Below are 22500 nucleotides of genomic sequence, written 5' to 3'. Positions count from 1 at the left end.
CCGTTAGCCCTGACCGGCCCCCAGCAATGCACACCGTATGCCGACAGTAACCTCCGCGGATGGAACACGAATCGCGTACGAACGACACGGCGAGGGACCACCGATGGTCCTCCTCCACGGCGACTCCATCGGCAAGGAGTACTGGGACGCGGTCATCCCCCACCTGGAGGGCGACTACGAACTCACCGTCTCGGACCGCCGTGGACGCGGTCGGAGCGGGGACAGCGAGGCCTACAGCCTCCAGCGGGAGGTCGAAGATGCACGGGCGGTCATCCGCTCGGTCGACGGGAAGCCGGTCGTCTTCGGGCACTCCTTCGGCGGCCTGCAGGCCATCGAGGCAGCCCGTGAGGTCCCGGTCTCGGCGGTCGTCGCCTACGAGCCAGCCATCCTCGTCGGGGAGTACCGCGAGGAGGCCGACCTCGCGAGCAGGATGCAGGAACGGCTCGACGCCGGCGACCGCGAGGGCGCGATGAAGCACCACGTGGCGGAGGTCATCCACGGCGGGTCCCTGTCCGGCGACGCGCTCGACGCCTGGCTCGAGGAGTGGCCGGTCTGGCCCGAGTACGTCCGGTTCGTCGAGAACTCGGTCCGGATGAACCGCGCACTCGAGAACTACGAGCTTCCCGAGACAGCCGAACTCGACGCTCCTGCGCTCATGCTCACCGGGACCGAATCCCCCTCGCATCTCCGGGACGGTGTCCGGGCCGCGAACGAGACCGTCGTCGACAGTCGGCTCGTCGAGTTCGACGGCCTGAGCCACATGGGACCCAACGAGGACCCCGACCGCGTCGTGGATGCGGTCCGGTCGTTCCTGGAGACGGTCGACGGCCAGCAACCGAGCACGTAGCCGGCTGACAGACAGGGGGCCGCCGGTCCGAGTACCTGCCGGCCCAAGACACTTCCCGGAGTCGTCGACAGTCGGCGATATGCGACCGCGTGCTCTCTCACTCCTGCTCGTGGTGGTCGTGCTCCTCGCCGGGTGTTCGGCGGTCACGCCCGACGGCACGCCCGAATCGACCACAGAGCCAGCCGAGACGCCAGTCGAACCGACGACAGCGACAGAGACGCCGACATCGGCGTGGACGCCGGGCGGCACCGGTGCGAGGGTCCCCGACTCGAACCTCGTCCGGCTGTCGGTCGCCGCGCGGAACCTCTGCGGCGGCTACCTGCTGTAGTGCCGGTAGGAGCCTCGGTTTACAGGGCACGGTTGTCGCGTACCGTCCTCGAGTCGAGTGCTGCGGCCGGGAGAGTACTGTTCGTGTCCGGTGAGACGACATCCAGGTGATGAGACCGAAATCTCGAAGACGGCCGTCCTCGAAGGATGCCACCAGATGACGGACCCAGTTGGTCTCGGTGGCCGCGACGAACCGGCACGGAACGGCGAGGACCACTCGGAACTCCTCTCGGAGCTGGATTCGCACGACCTGGCCCTCGCGCTTGACGTCGTAGATACAGAGGAGACCGACGTGTTCGAGCCCGACGCCGACGGCGACCCCGACGATGTGTTCCCCCAGTCGGTCGCGAGCGGCGGTCCGACTCCCACTGGCGTCATCCTCTGGACGCGGATTTCGCCGGACGTCTTCGACCCCGACACGCCGCTTGCCGTCCAGGTTTCCGAGGACGATTCGTTCGAGTCAATCGTCTACGACGGCGTCGTGACGGAGTCCGAGAGGATCCGTTCGCACGACCACACCGTGAAGATAGACCTCGACGGGCAACTGGAGTCCGGCAGCCGCTACTTCTACCGGTTCGTCTACGACGGCGTCGCCTCGCGGACCGGACGCTGTCGGACGCTGCCACACCCCGACGACTCTCCTGAATCGGTCTCCTTCGCGGTCGTCGCCTGTCAGAACTTCCTGAACGGCTACTACCCGGCGTTCCACTACGTCGCCAACGAGGACGTCGACTTCATCGTCCACGTCGGCGACGCCATCTACGAGTCCGAGGCTGGCGACTTCAAGGGATTCGGGTCCTACGACTACCCCGGACGGGAGAAGGACCTGCCGAGTGGCAACGACCGCGTCCGGAACCTCGAGGACTACCGCTACCTCTACCGGACGTACCGCTCCGACCGGTTCTTCCAGGAGGCGCTCGAGTCACACACCCTCATCGCCGGCTGGGACGACCACGAACTCGTCAACGACGTCTACTGGGACGACCGGACCGACGCCCCCGCCGGTGACCATCCACGCGGAGACGACCCCGGGTTCATGACCGAACTCGTCGCCGACGGGATGCACGCCTGGTGGGAGTTCATGCCCGCCCGTGTGGAGTACGACCCGAACGGCGAGTCGCTCCAGGACCGCTTCCGGCTGTGGCGCAGACTTCAGTTCGGCGACCTCGTCACGCTCGCGATGACCGACGAGCGGCTGTTCCGCGACCCGCCCCGTGAGGCCATCCCGACGCCCGACAACGTCGGTCCACAGTACGAACCGCCGGGGCGGACGATGCTCGGCGAGGAACAGCGTGAGTGGCTCGTCGACACGATAACCGAGTCCGAGACGCTCTGGCGCGTCTGGGCCGACGAGGTGCTCACGGTTCCGTTCCGTCTCGGCTCCGGGCCGCTCTCGGTGTATCCGGTGCAGGGCGGCTGGGACGGCTACACCCGCGAGCGACAGCAGATCACCGAGGCAATCGCGAGCGCGGACGTCGAGAACTACGTGACCCTGACCGGCGACATGCACTGCTACGTCGCGGCCTACCAGCAGACATCGTACCCCGGTCGGGTCAGCGGGGGCGAAGGTGTCGCACAGGGCGAGCAGATCGGGGTGGAGTTCATGACGCCGGCCGTCACGTCGTTGAACGCCGCCGAGGCGCTGCACATCACGCGTGGCTGGCGCGGGAAGATCACCGAGCCGCTCCTGACGAAGCTCGTCACCGGCATGAACCCGCATATCGAGTTCTTCGACAGCCACAACTGGGGCTACTCAGTCGTCGAGTTCACCCGCGAGGACTGCACCTACGTCGGCTTCGCGGTGGACAAGACGACGAACTCGGAGTACGCAGACCGGGACGTGGTCGTTGCGTACCGCGTCCCCGAGGGGAAAGTGAAGCTCGAGGACGTTACTGGCGCGTACCGACGACGGTACCCGTCCCGGTAGCTGGTCAGGCGCTGGCTCTCGTCCCGAGTTCGACGTCCAGCGGGTCCTCTATCTCACCCATCACGGCCTCCAGCGCGTCGGTTGCGGTGACGAGGCCGACAACCGACCCATCGTCGTCGGTTACGAGCGCCAGCTCCTGGCGTTCTCGCTGGAAGGTGTCGACCGCCTCGCTTATTTTTGTCCCACCGTCGATGGTCAGTGGTTCCGCGGCGACGTCTTCCCAGCTCGCCGCCCCGGACCGCAGGTCGTCGACGTTGTCTACTACGGCGGGCACGTAGACGATGCCCAGGAACTCGTCCTGACTGTCACCCACGAGGGGGAAACGCGTGTGGGGGCTCGACCCGATCCGGTCGAGGTTCTCCGCAGCGCTCGCATCAGCCGAGAGGAAGATAACGTCGTCCACGTCCGTCATGACCTCGTCGACGCGCCTGTCGCCGACCGTGAACGCGTTGAGTATCTCCTGTTTGCGCTCCGCACTGAGGCCGCCACGTTCGAGCAGGGAGCCGAGGCGGTTCCGGAGGTCGGCACGAGACTCGACACGCTCTTCCTCGGTCTCCAGCCACGCACCCGTCATCTCGACCCCGAACAGCCCCAGCGTCCACTTCGCGACACCGTCACCGATGTAGATGGCTGGGGAGACGAGCGTGGCGAACCAGTACAACGGCGTCGCTCCGTATCGTGCGACGAACTTCGTGCGCTCCACACCGAGGTAGGTCGGCGTCTGCTCTCCGTGGGTCAGGTGCAGCAGGTTGATGATGAGGAACGCGAGCACACCTCCGGCCCCGACCGAGGCAAGCGCGGTGTTCTGGAGGAACGGCTCGAAGAGCGCGGCGAGTGCTGGCTCGGCCACGATTCCGACCGCGATGCTCGAGGCCGTGATCCCGACCTGGCAGCTCGTCAGGTAGATCTCCAGTTCCTCCGTCATGTCCCACGCCCGACGCAGACCGGGTCCCTCGAACTCCGATTCGGGATACTGTCGGACCCGGGTGAGTGCGAACTCGATGGCGACGAAGAAGCCGTTGGCGAGGATGAGCGACAGCCCGACGACGAGCCGGACCACCAGTTCGAACTCGTTCATATTCCACACTTCTCGACCACGCTTGAAGTCACTACTGCCAGTTCCCACGGTCTACTCCTGGGCCGGGAATCACCTCCCATCGTCCGGGAATCGGGACAATCATCTTAGGGGTCCAGTTCCTCCGTCGAACTGATGTACGATAGAATCCTCCTTCCGACTGACGGTGACTCCAGCACGACCGACGCGACGCGGCACGCCATCGAGCTCGCCGCGGCAACTGGCGCCACGCTCACTGTCCTCTACGTGGTCGACGAGGACGTGTACGGCGCCTACCCGGGCGACGAGTACGTCCACGACCACGAGGGTGCCGAATCCGGACTCGAGGAGGCAGGCCGTGAGGCGCTCGACGCCGTGGCCGAAGAGGCCGACGACGCCGGCGTCACTGTCGAAACCGTCATGGAGTACGGCCATCCCCACGAGGAGATCCTCGACACGGTAGCAGAGAACGGTGCCGACCTCGTCGTCATGGGCACGAAGTCGCGCTCCGGCGAGTACCGACAGTTGCTCGGCAGCGTGACCGACCGTGTGGTACGCCTCTGTGACGTGCCCGTGACCGTCGTGAAAACCGAGACGGACTGAGCGCCTCCGGCTCAGGGGTGGATTCCGACCCGTCATTCGACACCGGGCATGCGCGCGCCCACTCGATCAATAGCAGGGTTTTTCTCCAGCCGACGGCACCTGCACAGAAAGATTAAGACGGCCCGCGACGAATCGGGCCTACGCTCCCGGGTACGGTCGCGGTGTTCGCTCCCCGCGACTGTGGGGACAGCCCGCAAAACGACGCGGAGTTCCGCGGTGGGCTCGTGGTTCGGGACCGGACGGAACTGGGTACCATACGATGGGCGGTGGGAGGGGACCAAGCATGCACGAGGACGAACACACCGAGTCGAAGGCGACAGTACAACGACAGTTCGATTTCGAGGGCATCGACCCGTCAATGGCGGTTGTCCAGACACTGGCCGAGGCCACGGAGCAACCACCCCTCCAGGTGGAGACGCTGTTCGACTACATCGACCCTGACGCGTTGGACACTCTGCTTCGGTCGAGTGGGCACGGCGACTTCGAACCGGTCACGAGCGTCGTGTTCTCCATCGAAGAGCGGACCGTCACTGTGGGCTGTGACGGGTTCGTCGTCGTCGCGGGACCCTGAGCCGGGGCGCTCCGGCTGACAGCCGGCGCAGGGTTCTCGGAAACCATAGTTAGGCACTTTCTACCCCGTGATACCGTGGCGAAACGGACTCGCGGCTTTATTGTCATCAGCGGGGATGGACGTGGTGATGACTCCGAGACAGTGGCACGCATCGGCGGGGTCTCGTCTGCGACGGGGACCAGTACTCCGGACGGCTGGCGTACCCTCCGTCTCCGACTGTCGGACGCAGGAGGAGGACTGACGATGCCGTTCTGCAACAACTGTGGTCGGTACGTCTCCCACGATTTCGTCCGGGTTTTCGGCTGGGAGGGCGAGGTCGAGCACTGCCTCGACTGTGCTCGCCACGCCGATATCCACGATGGCGCAGCTGCCCGCTGAACGACACCACGACGTCCACGAGCAGACCGTCATACTACCGGGACTGGTGGAAACGGGTGTCCGATACCGGGTCGAAGAAGCTGGTCGACCGGGAGCCCCACCCCTGTGACCGTCGACGGGCGACGCTCCCACCGAGAGACCGGTGCCGGTCCGTCCGGTCGGCAACGAAACTGTCGTCGACGCTGTCGTTACCGCATACCGTTCCACGCGACGCCCAGGAGCGACGCGACCACGACGAGACCACCGGCAACGATGCCGGGAACCCCACCGAACGCCGCGAGAGCGTACCCGACGACCGCAGCCGACCCGAGAAGCAGCGTCTGCCGGCTGTCGTCGTCCGCACGTTCGTCGACGTCGAGATACGGGTCCAACTGTTCGACGTTCGGGCCTTCCGAAACCGTCCCTCGATTCTTGTCGAACTCGACGACCCCCGAATCGGCCATCTTCGGGAGGTGGCATTGATACAGTCCGACGTAGACGCGCTTGCGCTGCTGCGCCGACAGGGCCTCCTCGGTCGTGTCGTTCTCGATTGCTGCGATGTGCTCCGAGAGTTCGCTCAGTTTGAGCGTCTCCGAATCGCTCTCGTCGAGGCACTGGAGCACCAGTCGTCGACGTCTGTTCCTGATTATCTCGAAGATGACGTCCAGTGGCAGCTCCTGTGCCACCCTATCCGGCCGATGGTCGTGGTCTGCCTTCCGGTCACCTCCCGTCGCTGTTTCTCCGCTCGATCCCCCACTGTCTGCCGATACCGTGTTATTTTGAGCGCTCATAGCCGTTGAAAGGTTTCCTCGCTTCGATTAGACTCGCGGTCCCTCTTCCCCATAGCAGTGCGTAGCGACAGCATACCGCAGAGAGTGCACGGGGATTCCCCTTCGGAATCGCCACACACTTTGCTATGAGAACACATGGCAGTGTCACGTATAAATTTAATTCTACGAATCCGACGATAATCAGTCCGCGTTCGTGGGACAGCACTGGCGTTCCTCGTGGAGAGAACGTGTGGCCTCAGACAGGACGACTGTCGACGGTCACTCCGATTCGACCTGCACCGAGCGCGCTGTGCCCTGGTCCGTGTCAGACGCGAGTGATCTCGACCGAGCCGTTACCGGATACGAAGATTCGGCACCCCTCGTAGAGAAACGAAACCGAGAGTGACGGCTCCGCTGACTTGACGAGAGCGTCCAGCGCCTCGCAGTCGACGAACGAACCGAGAGGCTCCAGCTCCATGGCTTCCTGTTCTGTTACCTGCGCGACAGCGAAGGCGATCGACGTTGCCACCGACTCGTCGCCTTCGTACTCGAACTTCGTCTCGTACTCCTGTTGCCTGCCCGTGTCGCCGCCCGTAGTGCTTCCAATAGTCATGTTATCGTCGCTCGTAGTTCGGGAACCGCCATCGATCGCGAAAAATGCCATCGACGCTACAATTCTGGTGCCTCATCGTGGCTCCCGGTCTGTTTGGAGACGGACCGCCTCGTGTATAAATTACCCGGTGTGGCTCAGGTTATTCGTCGGTTCTATCATCCCTATGTTATCCTCGATGACCAGTAAGGTCTGGTGTCGGTACCGGATTTACCCGAGCTACACCCTGTTTGGTATCCAGTTCGCGACACCTCGGGCTGAGTCTGGTCACATCCTGCAACAAGGTGGTCCGTGATAGCTGCGAGCAGCGAGTGCACTCTGCAGACGGTCGTCTCTCAGCCGCGCTGGAGCAAGGTGCGCCCTCTTGCGAGCGGATACGGGCATCGAAACAACTCGGCCAAGGTATCGAATTATATACGCACACAGCTTGTGATGAGAAAGCGTATACAAACGTCAACGGGAACGACTCGATGTTGTGCAGGCGTCGCGAACGAGCGATTTGTCGTGCATCATCCCCTCGACGGCCAGCTCGTCGAGCGCCTCACGGACCCTCTCGAGGTTGCGTTCGAACTCCGCGACAGTCCACCAGTCGTGGAGCGGGACACCACCGTTTCAGTAATTCAGTTTCGGGAACAGTATCGACGGGGGCGTAGCCAGACAACAGACCGTTCGACACGAGCACGCAGCGACCCGGCTTCTGGGGACGAGAGGCCGTTCACCGAGAGAAGACGAGTGGGATCGAGGCGGTTCGCTGCCAGGGTCTGTCTCCGGTGTCCCTTCTGACCCGCCCTGCAACCGCTGTTGCTGCAATTCCTCGTCGAGTAATCCGGGCCCCGATTCGGAAGGACAGCCGAACAGGAACACACCCACCACCGTTTCAGCAATTTCGTGCAGACGGTGCAGGGTCGTGGGTGACCCCCGGCGTCCGTTTTCGGCGTTTGTTGGGAGCGAAGTCGGGACCACACCGCAGTATCCGGGACCGGTTGGCCACCCACCACCGTTTCAGGAACTTTCCGGTGGTGCTGGGTTGGGACTGAGCGTTCTGGACGCCGGTTCCCAGAATGAGACCGGTACTGTCGGGGGGACACCCACCACCGTTTCGAGAATTTCGGCCACGTCTCCGCCGGCTCGAACGTCGTTTCGGGACGAACTGTCGACACCACCGGAAGCACCCACCACCGTTTCAGCAATTCGAGTCGCTGCCCCTGCAGTCCCTCCATCCAATTCGGTTCGACCGTCCGCCGGCTACCATCGGCAACAGTACCGATAGGAGCGATACACGTGGCCTAGCGCTGATTCGAAACACAGGACGAATCACCAGACACCCACACCACCGTTTCAGGAACTCGCGACGAATCGGCGGGGTGGGCGAGCCACACCCACCCCACCGTTTCGGCAATTCACGGCGGACCAACCGGATGGAGGACGAACCAATGGGACAGTCGATGAGTGGACACCCACACCGCCGTTTCAGCAATTGCCGAGCTGAGACGGGGGCATCGTAGGGGTTGCCGACGAGGTATCTGTCGGTGAACGTGCTTTCGAACCCAGCTGTACGGACTGATGGCCGCGAAACCGACGTGACGTGATCCGGACTGTAGCCGCTCGTCGACGTTCGAGAGAGCCGAATCCGCTACCGAACGGAACGGCGTTCGTTGCAGGAACGGTTCGATGTCGGGTCGAACCGTGGACGTTGGCAGTGGACCATCACCCTCACACCACCGTTTCAGCAATTAACCAGTAGGGTGGAGGGGAGTCGTTCAGCGAGAGCGCGGGTGACCGTGACACTGAATCGGCTCGATATCCGTTTGCCGTATAAGTAAAGAGGTAAGAGGAGTTTGTGTGTTGGAAACAGCTGTCTCGAGTGGTGAGACACTACCCTTACTACTACTAAACGAAAACGTTATATTATATAATATGGGGTGAACGAGCCGAGAATCGATTAATTCGCCCTTTTCGAGCCCCAGTACAGCGGAAAACACGTGTCCTGCCCCGACTCCCACTGAATCTTCCCCCACCCCATCCTTCCGTGCAAATTCGTGAAATGGTGGTGTGGGTGTGTTCCCGGCAGAACCCTAATTCTAGACGTTCTCGACATTGCTGAAACTGGGGTTTTATCACCCTCCGTCGTGTGTACTCTCGATAATGACCCAGTTCTCCGAGACCTCGCCGATATTCGAGCGGGAGGAGGTCCTCCGTGAGGAACACTACCCCGACGACCTCCCGGAGCGCAAAGGCGAGATGGACGACCTCCACATGTCTCTCGCCCCGGCTGCTCGAGGTGTCGGTGCGAACAACGTCTTCCTGCACGGGAAGGCCGGACAGGGCAAAACGGCCGCCGCGCAGGCGAAGCTCTCCGAACTTCAGCATCACGCGGAGGAGGAGTCCGACCACCTGAACCTGACGACCTGTTACGTCTCGTGCGAATCGCACGACCTCTCAACCTCCTACAAGGCCGCGTCCCGCATCTACCAGGAGTTGACCGGGGAGACGAGGCCGACGGGGTACGCGACAGACGTGGTGATGGACATGATGTTCGAGGCGATGAACGATATCGGTGGCACCATCATCATCGTCCTCGACGAGATCGACACCCTGGGCGACGACGACCGGATACTCTACAGTCTCCCCCGGGCACGGGCGCAGGGTTACGTCGACGACCACGTGTTCCCCAGTATCATCGGAATCAGCAACGACCTGCAGTGGCGGGACAATCTCAGCCCGAAGGTCAAGAGTTCGCTGTACGACGACTCGGTCCTGTTCTCCCCGTACGATGCCACGCAGCTCCAGCAGATCCTCCGACGACGGGCCGCCAAGGCGTTCCGCGACACCGATCTCGTGCCTGTCGACGGGCCGGAGCCGTCACGACCCGCCGACGACGGCGACGAATCGGATTCCAGCGACGACGCAGCGGACTCCAGTGACGACGCAGCGCCACCCTCGGCGGACGCGACCGCCACGGCGTCTCCATCCACAGAATCCCGTTCGACGGCTTCTGCAGCGACAGTAGAGCCAGAGGCGAACGAGGGACGTTCTCCCGAGGCGCTGAGCGCAACGACGGACACTGTCGCGAGCGACGAGGCCGAGCAGCAGACGGACGCCACCATCGAGGGAACGCCGGTACAGGTCGATAACTCGGGGCAGGAGTACATCTTCCGGAGCGAGATACTCACGGACGACGTCATCCCGCTCATCGCCGCGCTGTCGGCACAGGACACCGGCGACGCCCGCCAGGCGATCAAGTACCTCCGGAAGGCAGGTGAGCTGGCCGACAAGAGCGACGAGCCGATGGTCGCCGCGGAGCACGCTCGCGAGGCCCAGGCCCTCGTGGAGCGCGAGGCGGTCGTAGAGGCGATGCGCGAGATGACAACCCAGGCCCATCTCGCGCTGGCAGCGCTCACCGCACTCGAACTCTCCGGAGACGCCCCCGTCCGGGCGAAACCCATCTACGGCGTCTACAAGAGCATCGCCTCCGAGGTCGACGCGGACAAGCTCGGGCAACGTCGGTTCAAGGACCACCTCCGCGAACTGGACATGCAGGGTATCGCCGACGGTGAGAAGGTCGCAGCGGGCTCCATCGGCGGCCCAGCGTGGCAGTACCAGCTCCAGGTCGATACCGAGATAGCTGTCGAAGTGTTGAAGGACACGACCCGCGTCGCCAACATCAACTTCAAGACCATCGGCGACGACCGGTCGCTCCCCTGAGCGACGGGCTATCGGCCCCGTTGTCGCCTTCACCCGGTTTCTCGACCGTCAATCGGTTCTGCTCTTTCCCCTCTGTCGGTTCTGCTCTTTCCCCTCTGTCGGTTCTGCTCTTTCCCCTCTGTCGGTTCTGCTCTCACCCCTCTGTCGGTTCCTCGACCGTCCTCCGACCGCACGTTCCATCTTTCCCGGGCTCCGTCCCCGGACTGCTCGTCGACCTCGATGCCCGGCCGCGGCCAGAGCGAGCGGAACCAGTACCGAATGCCGCGGTCTCCGGTCCACTCCACCTCCACACACCCACCACCGTTTCGAGAAATTCATTTGAACTGTCGAGAACGCCGGGTGGCAGAATAGGACACCGGAGTTTAACGTAGTACACCGCGAAGCTACGGACGACAACCATGTACGATACGGTCCTCGTCCCGACGGATGGGAGCGACCACGCGATACGCGCTGCTGAGCACGGGAGTTACCTGGCGGTGCTGTTCGATGCGACGGTCCACGTCGTCTCGGCCAGTGACCCGGACGACATCGACAATCGAGCGGCAGGTGGCGACGACGAGGCGGCTGCGACCGAGGGCGAGGCCGAGGCGGCAGCTGCAATCGACACCGTGACGGGCGTGTTGGGCGAGACCGTCGAGGTCGAGACTGCGGTGCTCGAGGGCGCTCCGGAGGAAGCGATTCTCGGGTACGCGGACGAGAACGACATCGACCTCCTTGCGATGGGGACCCACGGTCGAACCGGGGTGCACAGGTACGTCACCGGGAGCGTGACCGAATCGGTGGTGCGGGACGCGAACGCACCGGTGTTAACGGTCCGGTCGGTCGAGGACAGCCGGGTGGATGGCTCGTACGACGACGTGCTCGTGCCCACCGACGGCAGCGACGAGGCCGGGCGGGCGGTCGAGCACGGACTCGCCATCGCGGCGGAGGCCGGTGCGACCGTTCACGTCGTCAACGTCGTCGACGTGGCGGGTCTGGGAGCGAGTCCAGAGTACACCATGCCAACGAGCGTCCTCTCGGACCTGGAGTCGAGCGGCGAGTCGGCGGCGGATGCCATCGCTGCCCGTGCGAGGGACGCGGGACTCGAGGCGAGGACCGCGGTCCGACACGGCTCCCCCGGCTGGGAGCTCCTGGACTACGCGGCGGAGTTCGAGATCGACCTGATCACGATGGGCACGGCTGGCCGCTCGGGGATCGACAGGTTCCTCCTCGGTAGCACGACGGAACGGCTCATCCGCCACGCGGACGTGCCGGTCGTGGCTGTGAACGCTGGCCGGCCCGGGTCGGAGTAAGGAACTGGAGTCCGGATTCGAATGCAGGGAAGGGACACGGCGGACCAGGCGCTTAACCAACAATACGGCGATGTTGGTTAAGACCCGACTTCTCGGAGTCCTCTCGCAGTCTCCCACTCCGGCGGTGCAGCGTGCTGGCTCAGTCGGCCCCGACGAGCACGTCGGCGACTGCTGCCAGGGACTCGACGCGTAGGTCCGGCGAGGGGCCGAACGGCTCCCACGGCGTCCCCGCCCGGTCGACCCAGGCCGCCTGCATCCCTGCGTTTACCGCTCCGAAGACGTCGAACCAGCCGGCGGTCACGTGCAGTATCTCGTCGATGGGCGTCCCCGTCCGGCCAGCAGCGTGGCGGTACAGCTCTGCGGCCGGCTTGAACGTCCGGACCTCGTCGGCGCTGATGACGTCGGCGATGAGGCCGCCGATATCCGCGTGTGCGACCATCGACGCCAGCAACTCGGGATCTCCGTTCGAGAGGATGTAGGTGGGCACGCCCGCATCGTGCAGGCGTTCGATGCTCTCGCGGACGTCCGCGAAGACGTCGAGCTCGTGGTAGACCGCGAGGACCGCTCCGCGTTCCTCCTCGGAGAGGCTGACGCCGTTCGTGAGAAGCGCGTAATCGAGGGCGTCCCGCAGAATATCGTAGAAGGGGACGTAGCCGTCGATTTGGTTGGCGAGGAACGTGTACTCGAGGGACCGGGAGCGCCAGAGTCGCGAGACCGGTTCCGGTTCAGAGACGCGGTCCGCGAGTGCCTCCCTCGCTGCCGTCACGTCCACGAGGGTGCCGTACGAGTCGAAGGTGACCGTGCCGACGCGTGACGGGTCGAGCGACATACGGTCAGCTCACGGGCGGCTGACGCATAGGTATCCGGGTGTCGTGGGGGCCGAACCGGAGAGCGATTACCTTCCACACACTAGAACAGTTACAAGCGCGGCCGCCGAGGTGGCACGTATGTCGGACCCGTTCGTAATCGTCGGAGGGGACGCTGCTGGACTGAGCGCGGCCAGCAAGCACAGGCGCGAGAACCCGGACCGGGAGGTCGTCGTCTTCGAGAAGGGACGCTGGGTCTCGTACGCGCAGTGCGGTATGCCCTACTACGTGAAAGGCGAGGTCGACTCGCTGCTGGATATGCTGTCGTTGACGCCGAGCGATGCCGAGGAGCGAGGTATCGACCTTCGACGGGAGCACGAGGTCGTCGGGGTCGACACGGACGCGAGCACGGTCTCGGTCGAGGGACCGGATGGGCGGTTCGAACAGCCATACGGAGACCTGCTCGTCGCGACCGGTGCCCAGGCGGTGTCGGAGCCCATCGAGGGGCACCATCTGGGTGGAGCGTTCACCATCCACAGCATGGACAGTACGGCGGCCGTGAGGGCGTTCCTGACCGACCCAGCGGAGCCCGAGTTCGCCGAGCCGAACGTCGAGTACGTGGACACGGCACTGGTCGAGGAGTTCCTGGCCAGAGAGCCACCGGAGACGGCCGCCATCGTCGGGGGCGGCTACGTCGGCGTGGAGATGGCGGAAGCGTTCGCCGCACACGACCTCGATGTCCACCTGTTCCAGCGCCCCGAACAGTTGCTGGAACCGTTCGGCGAGCCGGTCGGCGAGCGGGTCGCAGAGACGCTCCGGGAGAACGGCGTCACGCTCCATCTCGGCGAGGCGGTCGAGCGGATCGAGTCCGACGGGAACGGCGATGTCGGCGGCGTCAGTTCGACCGGCGGCTCGGTCGACGCGGGATTGGTGGTGGTCGGTATCGGCATTCGTCCGAACAGCGGGCTCGTCGCCAACACACCCGTGGAACTCGGCGAATCTGGGGCCATCGCGACCGACCGGTACGGGGAGACGAACGTCGACGGTGTCTACGCCGCGGGGGACTGTGCGGAGATGCGCCACGCCGTGACCGGTAGTCACGACTGGGTGCCGCTGGGACTGACAGCGAACCGGGCGGGGCGGGCTGTCGGCCAGACCGTCGCTGGAAGACCGACACCCGTCGGTGACATCGCGGGCACGGCCGTCGTGAAGGCGTTCGACATGGAGTGCGGTCGAACGGGGCTCGTCGACCACGACCGAGCCAGAGACGCCGGGTTCGACCCCCTCTCGAAGACGGTGACTGCGGGGTCGCGCTCGGGCTACTACCCCGGTGGGGCGGAGACCACGGTGACGCTGACCGCCGACCGCGGGAGCGGAAAACTGCTCGGTGGGACCATCGCCGGGACGGACCGTGCAGCGATCCGCATCGACACCGTGGCGACGGCGCTCGAGAACGACATGACTGTCGGTGAACTCGAGCGGACGGACCTCGCCTACGCGCCGCCGTTCAGTCCCGTCTGGGACCCCGTCCTCGTCGGGGCGAAAGTGCTGAACGGAGCACTGGAGGACTGACCGGACGGCAGCACTGCCGTGGTATCAGTCGGTGGGGTCGGTCAGGTGTTCGAGTCCCCAGTCCCGCATCGCGACGATGACCGGTTCCAGTGACCTGCCCTGCTCTGTCAGGGAGTACTGAACGCGGAACGGTTTCTCGCTGAGGATCTCCCGGACCACCAGCTGGTTCTCCTCGAGGTCCTCCAGACTGTCCGAGAGCACCTTCGAGGAGATCCCGTCCACGTCGGTCTTGAGTTCGTTGAAGCCGCTTGGCCCGTGTTCGAGGAGCCGGTGGATGATGACCGGGTGCCACTTCCGGCAGATGAGCGACGCCGTCGTCGTCACCGGACACCAGTCCTCGCCGGCACACCAGACCTCCAGTTCGTCGGGAGCGCCGCCCGCACCTGACTGGTCTGTCATGGTCGAACCATCACGCTCGCCCGTCTTAATGGTGAACAGTCGAAAGCTGCTTTCGACCCGTAACCACCTTCGAACGCGACCACTGCTGCGGTCGCGGCCACGAACGGTCGGGGCCGGCGTGCCGCTGGCTACCGATGCGCTTACTCTCTAGCTTTTGATTGTGTGGCGCGTACGAGTAGAGATGAACAGACGTTCTTTCCTCGGCGCCGGCGCAGTGGTCCTCGCGACAGCTATCGCCGGCTGCACGACGTTCAACGTGCAGAGCAGCGAGACGACGACGGATTCGATTTCGGCCGACGACATCGACCGGATCCGTGTCAGCAACGCCGTCGGGGACGTCACCGTCACCGGAGCCGACATCGACCGTATCGAGTACAGTGCGGAGAAGCGACTTCGTGGCGAGGGGGAGGACTTCGACCGACTCACCGTCACGGTAGCAACGTCGGACGGACTGTTGGAACTGATCGGCGGCTTCAGTGGGTCCAGTTCCGTCTTCGAGGACCGCGGCAGCATCACGCTCGCTGTCAGGGTGCCGCGAGACCTCGTCGTCGAGGCTGTCGACGTGGACGTCGGGCGCGTCTCGCTGCGTGACACCACCGGCGACAGCATCGTGCGCGTCGGTGTCGGGGCTGTCGAGGCCCGCCGGGTCGATGGGTTCCTCGACCTCTCCACGCAGACCGGGAGTCTCGATGCAACCGACATCGCCGGGCTCGACCACGCGAGCACCGATATCGGTGACGTGACCGTCGAAGTACGGGGGCTCCGGCGTGACGTCGACATCGGGACGGGTATCGGTGCGGTCGAAGTGCGCGTGCTCTCGGAGCTCGACCTGGAGCTCGACCTCCGTGGGTCCAGCGTCGAGAGCGACCTCTCGCTGACCGATACGACTCGTGAGGGCGACCACATCACCGGCCGGTTGAACGGCGGCGGCTACCGGCTACGGGTCGGTAGCGACCTCGGAGAGGCTCGGGTCCGCGCGCTCTGAGTGGGGCAGGCAGCGGACCCGGCCCGACCTGGCTCGAACCACTTCTGGCGGCTGCTTACGCCGCGTCGAGCACGGGGAACAACGAGTCGAGTTCGGGACGGGAGTCCCGGAGCTCGTACTCTGTGCCCACGAGCGAGACGACGTCAGCCTCACGGAGGTGTTCGAGGTGAGCGTAGGCCTCTCCGGGCCCGTGGAGGATGTGGATGCCCTCGAGCTCGCCGAACAGCTGGGCGCTCACCGTCCAGGCGTCCGCGGGTCCCTGCGCCTCGAGAACGTCCAGGACACGGTCCGTGCGATCCCGATGGTGTCGCAGTATCTGCCGGGCCCGCGCTTCGGGAGTCGAAATCGGTGCTCGATGGCCGGGATAGGCGACGTCGAACCCGCCGTCGGCGATGCGGACCAGTGTGTCGAGGTACGACTCGAGCGCGTGCTCGTCTCTGATATCTGCCCCGCCGACGTTCGGCGTGTACTTCGGCAGCAGCGCGTCGCCACTGAACAGTGCGCGGTCGCCGTCGACGTCGAGCACGAACCCGGACTGACCGACGGTGTGCCCGGGCAGGTGCCACACCGCCGCCTCCCCGTCACCGACGGGGAACCGGTCGCCGTCGGTGAACGGCTCGATGTCCGCATCGTCGGCCGACCAGAGCGCGTCGTCCGCGAGGCTCTCCCGGAGCTCGGCCGCTGCGGGTTCTGGCATCCCCCAGTGGTCGAACAGGGCCGAGTGTCGCTCGTCGAACTCGGTGAGGGCGGCCGGGTCGCGGGTCACCAGCGGCGCGTCGGCTTCGTGGACACGAACGACGGCATCCCCGGCTGCCTGTATCGCGCCGGCACCGCCCGCGTGGTCGCCGTGGAAATGCGTGAGGAGGACCTGGTCGATGTCGGCGGGTGAGACGCCGACGGCTTCGAGTTCGGCGACGAGTTCGGACTGTACGGCCGGCTGTGCGGTGGCGGTGTCCACCAGTGTCGTCGGTCCGGCGGAATCGGCACCCAGCAGATAGACCGCGTTCGACCCTTCGAACTCCCGATTGTCCAGCTGTATTCTGTGCACAACTACCGGGGAGAACGGACTCGGGGCTCCTTAGACTGTCGTCCTCGGCCGTCAGCATCAGGTTCGACCTCCCATTAACCAACAGAGCGAAGGAAAACGCCGTTGTTGGTTAAGTCGGTCCAGCAGATGTCAGACGACCCACCGACGCCGCCGGTCGCGATTCCCGACGACCTCTGCGAGACGCTGGAGGACTGCACGCCGACGCAACTGCGCGAGGCCGCGAAGTACGCGGAGAAACTCGCTGAACTCCGGGAGCGGGACGAACGCCTCGACGCAGGGGACGGTTCCGGGGCAGCGGGACCTGGCTCCGACGGCAGGCCGGCGGCTGTCCCGACGAAGGCAAGCATCACCACGAAGACGATCAACGAGAACCAGTACTACTACTGGCAGTGGCGAGAGGGTGACGAGATACACTCGAAGTACCACGGGCCGGTCCACGGTGGCGAGTAGCGGCCGGCCGCAGTCGTGCGCTCCGAGCGTTCCATCCTCAACCACCGCGTTTTCGGTACCAGACCTGCTCGCCGACGGCTGACCCGTCGTCTCCGATATCCAGCCGGGAGACGAACAGGTCCCTGATAGCGAACGTGACGACCAGGTCGACCGACTCGCCGTCCGCTGAACGGACCGTGACGACGCAGTGGCCGTCGACCTCGTCGATGGTCTGTATGGTCCCGACCGACCAGCGCTCGACATCGTGGCTCGGCTCCCTGGCGTGGATTCGGTCGTGGTTCATCGGGGGTCACCGGCGAGGACTGCGGATGACTCGAGACCCGCCGGCCGGGTCGGGCTCCGACCGACGGAGGCTGGGTTCGACGTGCCCATTCGTTCGTCAGTACCGGCCGCAGCAGCAAAACCACACCGGCGGTTGGGCGGTCGTGAGTCACCGAGTGCCGAGAGTGCCGTGATGTGTGGCCTACACGGACACGCCTATTGCGCTGGAGCACTCCGGGTCGAGTAACGTATGTCGCCGCCAGCGTCGGCCCGGGTCGCCGCCGCGCACCCCGCGTTCGTCGAACGAGCAACGGGACGGGAGCTCGACGATTGGCTCTCCTACTTCGAGCCCGACGCGGTCGTCCTCACCGGGACGGAGTCCGCGCGACGGGCCACCAGCGCACTCCGACGCGTCACCGACGCCGGAACGATAGTCTTCGACCCGAACGGACACGACCCGGTTCGTGGTCCCCGCCGGGTCGACGGTGTCGAGTTCGTCTTCGCGCCGACCCTCGCGGACCTCGACGACGTCCCGGAGACCGGGCCGGCGTACGTCCTCTCCGGGTTGCTCTCCCTCGACGTGGACCGGGCCGCGCTCTCGACCGCGCTGGCCGGCCTCGACGAGTACCGGGCCGCACTCGAGCAGGGGTCCGACACCGACGGGCTCGTCCACCTCTCGACCGGACTGCCCGAGGGGTACGCCCGCGAGTGGGACGGCCTGTCGGTCGTCGGGGCCGGGGCGGAGGCCGGGGTCGGTGACCGCCCGCTCGTTGCGTTCGACTGCCGTCCCGACGGCCTGGTCCTCTCCAACACGCTGAAGCCCTCGCGCCTCGGACTCCGCGCACTCGACGGCGTCGGCGACACTCGCGCACGCCGACTGCGGGAGGCCGGGTACGGGAGCCGCGAGGCCATCGCCGCGGCCGACCCCACCGAGCTGGCGGCCGTCGACGGGCTCGGCGAGTCGAGCACGGAGCGAATCGTCGAGAGCGCCAGCGCAGTCGTCGATGGCCGCGTGGTCCGCCGCTCCGATGCACCGCTGCCCGCCGACGACCCGGTGTTCGTCGACATCGAGACCGACGGGCTCTCGCCGACCATCACGTGGCTGGTCGGCGTCCTCGACGGCACGCCACCCGACGGAACGTACCGCTCGTTCGTCCAGCGCGACCCCGACGACCCCGGTGGCGCCATCCGCGAGTTCCTGTCGTGGTACGACGCGGAGGCCGACGGCCGTCCGGTCGTGGCCTACAACGGCTGGCGGTTCGACTTCCAGGTGCTCGGCGACCACGTCGTCGAGCACTGCCCGGAGCTCGAACCGATCTGGGACGCGATGGACCGGTTCGACCCGTACCGATGGGCCGTCGAGCAGGACAACGCCGTGCTTCCGGGTCGGACGAACAAGCTGGAAGACGTGGCGGCGGCGCTCGGCCACGAGAGTGCCGGCACGGGTCTGACGGGAGCCGCCGTCGCACGCGTCTACCGCGCCTGGATGGACGACCGGTCGCCCGAGACAGAACCGGACTGGGACCGCTTCGAGACCTACTGCGAGGACGACGTGCGCGCTCTCGCGACCATCTGGACGGCGCTCGACGAGAGCGGGCGGGTCGTCTCGGCGACGAGCACCGACGCCGGCGACGGGACCACCCAGGGCACGCTCTCGGACTGGTGAAACACGATGGCACAGGACACACCGACGGACGCACCGACAACGGAAGCACGGCTCCGGGAGACGTATCCCGACTACGAGGGACAGGTACAGCACGCGGCGACCATCCCTGCGCGACCGGCCCACACCGTCGACCCGCACGAGGTCCTGCCTCCGGACCTCGCGCGCAGGTTCGCGGACGCCGTCGGCGAGCTCTACACCCACCAGGCGCGGGCGCTGGAGGTCCTCGCCGACGGGGAGAACGTCTGTGTCGCCACCTCGACGTCGTCCGGGAAGACGTTCGTCTACGCGCTCCAGATCGCCAGGAACCACCTCGAAGACCCCGATTCGACCGCGTTCCTCGTCTACCCGACGAAGGCGCTCTCGCGCGACCAGGAGGGTGAGCTGAACGAGTTCTACGGCGACCTCGGACTCGACATCTCGGTCCGGGTGTACGACGGCGACACGCCGAGCGACCGGCGGCGGCGCATCCGTGACACCGCCGACGTCATCATCACGAACTTCGCGGGCGTCAACGCCTACCTCGGCCACCACAGCGGCTGGCGGCGCTTCTTCGCGAACTGCGAGCTGCTCGCCGTCGACGAGTCACACACCTACACCGGCGTCCACGGGATGCACGTCGCCTGGACCGTCCGCCGGCTGCGGCGTATCCTGGACCACTACGACAGCGACCCGCAGGTCGTCTGCACCTCCGCGACGGTCGGCAACCCGGCCGAGCACTCGGAGCGCCTCGTCGGGAAGCCGTTCGCGGTGGTGGACCGGGACGGGTCGCCACGCGGTACCCGTGACGTGGCGTTCTGGCAGCCGCCGGTCGACGAGGACGAACTCGACGACGACGCAGACTTCGAGGCGTTCCAGTCCGCGACGACGAGCCCGGTCTGGGAGGGGGCGTCCATCGTCGCGCATCTCGGGCTCCACGACCGACAGACGCTCATGTTCGCGCGGAGCCGCAAGAACGCGGAGCTCGGAGCGAAGTACGCGCGGGACGCCGCGAGCAAGCACCCGCGGCACGGCGACGTCGATGTCGCGCCGTACCACGCCGGGCTGGGCAAGGAGACGAGACGCGGTACCGAGTACGAGTTCAAGACCGGCCAGCTCGACGGCGTCACGTCGACGAACGCGCTCGAACTGGGAATCGACGTCGGCTCGATGGACGCCACCGTCCTCACGGGCTACCCCGGCACCCGACAGTCGTTCTGGCAGCAGGTCGGCCGCTCCGGCCGGGGTGAGAGCGACGCGCTCTCGGTGTTCGTCGCCCGCGCCGACGCCATCGACCAGTACATCCTCGACAATCCGGAGTACGTCCTCGGCGACGCCATCGAGGACGGCGTCGTCGGGCTCGACAACAACCCGGTGTACGCGGAGCACGTCCGCTGTGCGGCGCACGAGAAACCTCTGACTGCCGACGACCGGAAGTGGTTCGACGGGGAGCGCCTCGACCGGGCCGTCGAGATGTGGTCCGACGCCGGCCAGCTCGCTGGTGATCTCTCCCGTGCGGTTCGGTACACCGGGCCGCCGAGACCGCAGTCGGAGGTGTCGATGTACGGCGCGGCCGACACACAGTTCGTCGTCCGCCGCGCCGATGGCGACATCGACATGGAGCCGGTCGACCGCGACCGGGCGTACCGCGACCACCACGAGGGCGCGCTCTTCCTCCACGCCGGAGCACAGTACCTGGTGACGGAGTTCGTCGAGGACGCCCCGCAGCCGTACATCACGGTCGAACGCGTCCGCACCGACGAGTACACGGAGACGAGCTCGGAGAAGACCGTCCGTGGCCTCGCGGTGGACGAGCGCCGGGAACTCGGCGACGGCTACGCCATCGCTCACGGCACGGGCACCGTCGAGATCCACTACACACACTACCAGCGCAAGAACATCAGCACTGGCGAGGCGACGACGCCGCTCCAGCCGACAGGCCTGCCACCGGTCGAACTCCGCACCGACCTGCTGTGGATCGAGACGCCGCCGTCGCTACGGGACGAGATACTCTCCGACGTCGGCGGGCTGGACCCGGAACTGGCGAGCGAGGGAGAGGTGATGGAGGTGTTCGGCGGCGGCCTGCACGGCGCCGAGCACGGGATGATCAAGCTCACGCCGCTCGAACTCCGGCTCGACACGGGCGACCTGGGCGGCCTGAGCACGCCGCTACATCCCGAGACTGGCGTTCCGACGTGGTTCATCCACAGCGCCGTGGAAGGAGGGCTCGGCTTCGCGCGGCGCATCTACGACCGCGCGGAACCGCTCGCCCGACGCACACGGGAGCGGGTGGCCGGCTGTGACTGCGCCGGAACCGGTGGCTGCCCCGCCTGCATCATGGACTCCCAGTGCGGCAACCAGAACCAGTTCCTGCACACCGAGGCGACGGTCGCCGTGCTCGACCGGGTGCTGGGCCAGCTGCCGGCCGAGGCCGAGTGAACGCCGGCGGACGGTCCGACCTGCACTCCACCCGAGAAGTTACAGCCTCACGTCACTTTCGCAGTGGGGGATAGTCTCGTTGCCAGGCCTCACGTGTTGTACGAGAACAATACGTGCGCTTCCGGGGCGGTGTTCAGATAAGCACTGAAAGGTGAGGAACGGCATTTTCGAAGTGTTCTATGCCCAAAAACGCCGTCCTCAACGACTCTTTGGACGAGATCGAGTTAGGTTTTGTGGAGCGAGAAGCAACACCGCGGCTGTTGATGAAGCTCAGTATTCAGCTGCATCTTGCTGGTCTCTCGCTTTCGAATACTGTTTCGATTCTTGAACTGTTCGGTGTTAACCGCGTCAAATCGACCGTTCACAACTGGGTTGATAAGGCTGATCTACAGCCTGAGGACGGTCACTCGCCGGATCACGTCGCGGTCGACGAGACCGTGATCCAACTGAATGACGAACGCTACTGGCTGTACGCTGCTGTCGACCCAGAAACCAACGAACTACTGCATACGAAGCTTGAACCGACGAGAACGAACGTGCTCGCTCACGCGTTCTTCACGGAACTACGCGAGAAGCACGACGTCGACGACGCCGTGTTCCTCGTCGACGGTGCGACGCCGCTGAAAGACGCCTGCACCCGTCACGGCCTCGATTTCCGCTACGAGAAACATGGAAATCGCAACAGCGTCGAACGTGTCTTTCGAGAGGTAAAACGAAGAACTACCGCTTTCTCGAACTGTTTCAGTCACGCAAGCGCAGAAACTGCTGACGAATGGCTCAAATCGTTCGCCTTCGCATGGAATCAGCTAATCTGAACGCGACCGCTTCCGGAGCA

Annotated in this window: 21 protein-coding genes; 14 read left to right on the top strand and 7 right to left on the bottom strand. The window is 65.4% G+C overall.

Going from position 1 to position 22500, the window contains the following annotated elements:
• The first annotated feature begins 37 nt into the window (after nucleotides 1-37).
• From BLT27_RS13280 to BLT27_RS13270, 3 genes are all read left to right on the top strand, one after another.
• Nucleotides 38-847 carry an alpha/beta fold hydrolase gene (locus BLT27_RS13280; RefSeq protein ID WP_089734679.1) on the top strand — a complete coding sequence of 270 codons (810 nt, stop codon included), beginning with the start codon at nucleotides 38-40 and terminating at the stop codon, nucleotides 845-847.
• Between the two features lie 79 nt (nucleotides 848-926).
• A complete protein-coding gene (locus BLT27_RS13275) occupies nucleotides 927-1175 on the top strand; it encodes a hypothetical protein (RefSeq protein ID WP_089734677.1) in 249 nt (82 codons plus the stop codon).
• Nucleotides 1176-1331: 156 nt separating this feature from the next.
• Nucleotides 1332-3101 carry an alkaline phosphatase D family protein gene (locus BLT27_RS13270; protein WP_089734674.1) on the top strand — a complete coding sequence of 590 codons (1770 nt, stop codon included), beginning with the start codon at nucleotides 1332-1334 and terminating at the stop codon, nucleotides 3099-3101.
• A gap of 4 nt (nucleotides 3102-3105) precedes the next feature.
• Here the strand turns inward: BLT27_RS13270 and BLT27_RS13265 are convergent, their stop codons facing one another.
• The gene (locus tag BLT27_RS13265; protein ID WP_089734672.1) at nucleotides 3106-4179 is read right to left on the bottom strand and encodes a hemolysin family protein; all 1074 of its coding nucleotides are present in this window, start codon (nucleotides 4177-4179) and stop codon (nucleotides 3106-3108) included.
• Nucleotides 4180-4311: 132 nt separating this feature from the next.
• Between BLT27_RS13265 and BLT27_RS13260 the strand changes: the two genes are divergently transcribed.
• The 3 genes from BLT27_RS13260 (at nucleotide 4312) to BLT27_RS20615 (ending at nucleotide 5707) form a co-directional block, all read left to right on the top strand.
• Nucleotides 4312-4758, top strand: coding sequence for a universal stress protein (locus BLT27_RS13260; RefSeq protein ID WP_089734670.1), 447 nt, complete (start codon nucleotides 4312-4314; stop codon nucleotides 4756-4758).
• A gap of 283 nt (nucleotides 4759-5041) precedes the next feature.
• The gene (locus tag BLT27_RS13255; RefSeq protein WP_089734668.1) at nucleotides 5042-5329 is read left to right on the top strand and encodes a HalOD1 output domain-containing protein; all 288 of its coding nucleotides are present in this window, start codon (nucleotides 5042-5044) and stop codon (nucleotides 5327-5329) included.
• 243 nt (nucleotides 5330-5572) lie between these two features.
• Complete coding sequence (locus tag BLT27_RS20615) at nucleotides 5573-5707, top strand: DUF7563 family protein (protein WP_257300366.1); 135 nt, start codon at nucleotides 5573-5575, stop codon at nucleotides 5705-5707.
• Nucleotides 5708-5895: 188 nt separating this feature from the next.
• Here the strand turns inward: BLT27_RS20615 and BLT27_RS13250 are convergent, their stop codons facing one another.
• Together BLT27_RS13250 and BLT27_RS19235 are read right to left on the bottom strand one after the other, a co-directional pair.
• Nucleotides 5896-6372, bottom strand: a complete 477-nt coding sequence (locus BLT27_RS13250) for a DUF7344 domain-containing protein (protein ID WP_139172338.1) — start codon at nucleotides 6370-6372, stop codon at nucleotides 5896-5898.
• Between the two features lie 409 nt (nucleotides 6373-6781).
• On the bottom strand, nucleotides 6782-7120 hold the full coding sequence (locus BLT27_RS19235; protein ID WP_089734664.1) for a HalOD1 output domain-containing protein: 339 nt from the start codon (nucleotides 7118-7120) through the stop codon (nucleotides 6782-6784).
• A gap of 2091 nt (nucleotides 7121-9211) precedes the next feature.
• Here BLT27_RS19235 and BLT27_RS20210 point away from each other — a divergent pair.
• Together BLT27_RS20210 and BLT27_RS13230 are read left to right on the top strand one after the other, a co-directional pair.
• Nucleotides 9212-10771 carry a Cdc6/Cdc18 family protein gene (locus BLT27_RS20210; protein WP_245707754.1) on the top strand — a complete coding sequence of 520 codons (1560 nt, stop codon included), beginning with the start codon at nucleotides 9212-9214 and terminating at the stop codon, nucleotides 10769-10771.
• Between the two features lie 398 nt (nucleotides 10772-11169).
• A complete protein-coding gene (locus tag BLT27_RS13230) occupies nucleotides 11170-12063 on the top strand; it encodes a universal stress protein (protein ID WP_089734662.1) in 894 nt (297 codons plus the stop codon).
• Nucleotides 12064-12202: 139 nt separating this feature from the next.
• On the opposite strand, the gene BLT27_RS13225 is transcribed toward BLT27_RS13230, so the two are convergent.
• The gene (locus BLT27_RS13225) at nucleotides 12203-12892 is read right to left on the bottom strand and encodes a haloacid dehalogenase type II (RefSeq protein ID WP_089734660.1); all 690 of its coding nucleotides are present in this window, start codon (nucleotides 12890-12892) and stop codon (nucleotides 12203-12205) included.
• 118 nt (nucleotides 12893-13010) lie between these two features.
• Here BLT27_RS13225 and BLT27_RS13220 point away from each other — a divergent pair, with 118 nt between their 5' ends.
• The gene (locus tag BLT27_RS13220; protein WP_089734658.1) at nucleotides 13011-14441 is read left to right on the top strand and encodes an FAD-dependent oxidoreductase; all 1431 of its coding nucleotides are present in this window, start codon (nucleotides 13011-13013) and stop codon (nucleotides 14439-14441) included.
• A gap of 24 nt (nucleotides 14442-14465) precedes the next feature.
• Here the strand turns inward: BLT27_RS13220 and BLT27_RS13215 are convergent, their stop codons facing one another.
• Nucleotides 14466-14840 (bottom strand): winged helix-turn-helix transcriptional regulator, encoded by a 375-nt coding sequence (locus BLT27_RS13215; RefSeq protein ID WP_089734656.1) that lies wholly within the window; start codon nucleotides 14838-14840, stop codon nucleotides 14466-14468.
• 181 nt (nucleotides 14841-15021) lie between these two features.
• Between BLT27_RS13215 and BLT27_RS13210 the strand changes: the two genes are divergently transcribed.
• Entirely contained in the window at nucleotides 15022-15825 is an 804-nt protein-coding gene (locus BLT27_RS13210) for a DUF4097 family beta strand repeat-containing protein (protein ID WP_089734654.1), read from the top strand.
• Between the two features lie 55 nt (nucleotides 15826-15880).
• On the opposite strand, the gene BLT27_RS13205 is transcribed toward BLT27_RS13210, so the two are convergent.
• Nucleotides 15881-16873, bottom strand: coding sequence for an MBL fold metallo-hydrolase (locus BLT27_RS13205; protein WP_089734652.1), 993 nt, complete (start codon nucleotides 16871-16873; stop codon nucleotides 15881-15883).
• Between the two features lie 126 nt (nucleotides 16874-16999).
• On the opposite strand from BLT27_RS13205, the gene BLT27_RS13200 reads away from it, so the two are divergent.
• Nucleotides 17000-17323 carry a DUF6788 family protein gene (locus BLT27_RS13200; RefSeq protein ID WP_089734650.1) on the top strand — a complete coding sequence of 108 codons (324 nt, stop codon included), beginning with the start codon at nucleotides 17000-17002 and terminating at the stop codon, nucleotides 17321-17323.
• A gap of 37 nt (nucleotides 17324-17360) precedes the next feature.
• Here BLT27_RS13200 and BLT27_RS13195 read toward each other — a convergent pair whose 3' ends face one another.
• On the bottom strand, nucleotides 17361-17606 hold the full coding sequence (locus BLT27_RS13195; protein WP_089734648.1) for a DUF7861 family protein: 246 nt from the start codon (nucleotides 17604-17606) through the stop codon (nucleotides 17361-17363).
• A gap of 228 nt (nucleotides 17607-17834) precedes the next feature.
• Here BLT27_RS13195 and BLT27_RS13190 point away from each other — a divergent pair, with 228 nt between their 5' ends.
• The 3 genes from BLT27_RS13190 (at nucleotide 17835) to BLT27_RS13180 (ending at nucleotide 22480) form a co-directional block, all read left to right on the top strand.
• Nucleotides 17835-19250 carry a ribonuclease H-like domain-containing protein gene (locus tag BLT27_RS13190; protein WP_089734647.1) on the top strand — a complete coding sequence of 472 codons (1416 nt, stop codon included), beginning with the start codon at nucleotides 17835-17837 and terminating at the stop codon, nucleotides 19248-19250.
• Between the two features lie 6 nt (nucleotides 19251-19256).
• Nucleotides 19257-21665: a DEAD/DEAH box helicase gene (locus BLT27_RS13185; protein ID WP_089734645.1), complete on the top strand. Its 2409-nt coding sequence runs from the start codon at nucleotides 19257-19259 to the stop codon at nucleotides 21663-21665.
• A gap of 179 nt (nucleotides 21666-21844) precedes the next feature.
• A complete protein-coding gene (locus BLT27_RS13180; protein WP_089734643.1) occupies nucleotides 21845-22480 on the top strand; it encodes an IS6 family transposase in 636 nt (211 codons plus the stop codon).
• Nucleotides 22481-22500: the final 20 nt, after the last annotated feature.

Origin of the sequence: Haloarchaeobius iranensis (assembly GCF_900103505.1) — an archaeon.
GTDB lineage: Archaea > Halobacteriota > Halobacteria > Halobacteriales > Natrialbaceae > Haloarchaeobius > Haloarchaeobius iranensis.
Note: the sequence above shows the minus strand (reverse complement) of the source record. Positions and strands in the feature narration are given on the sequence as shown.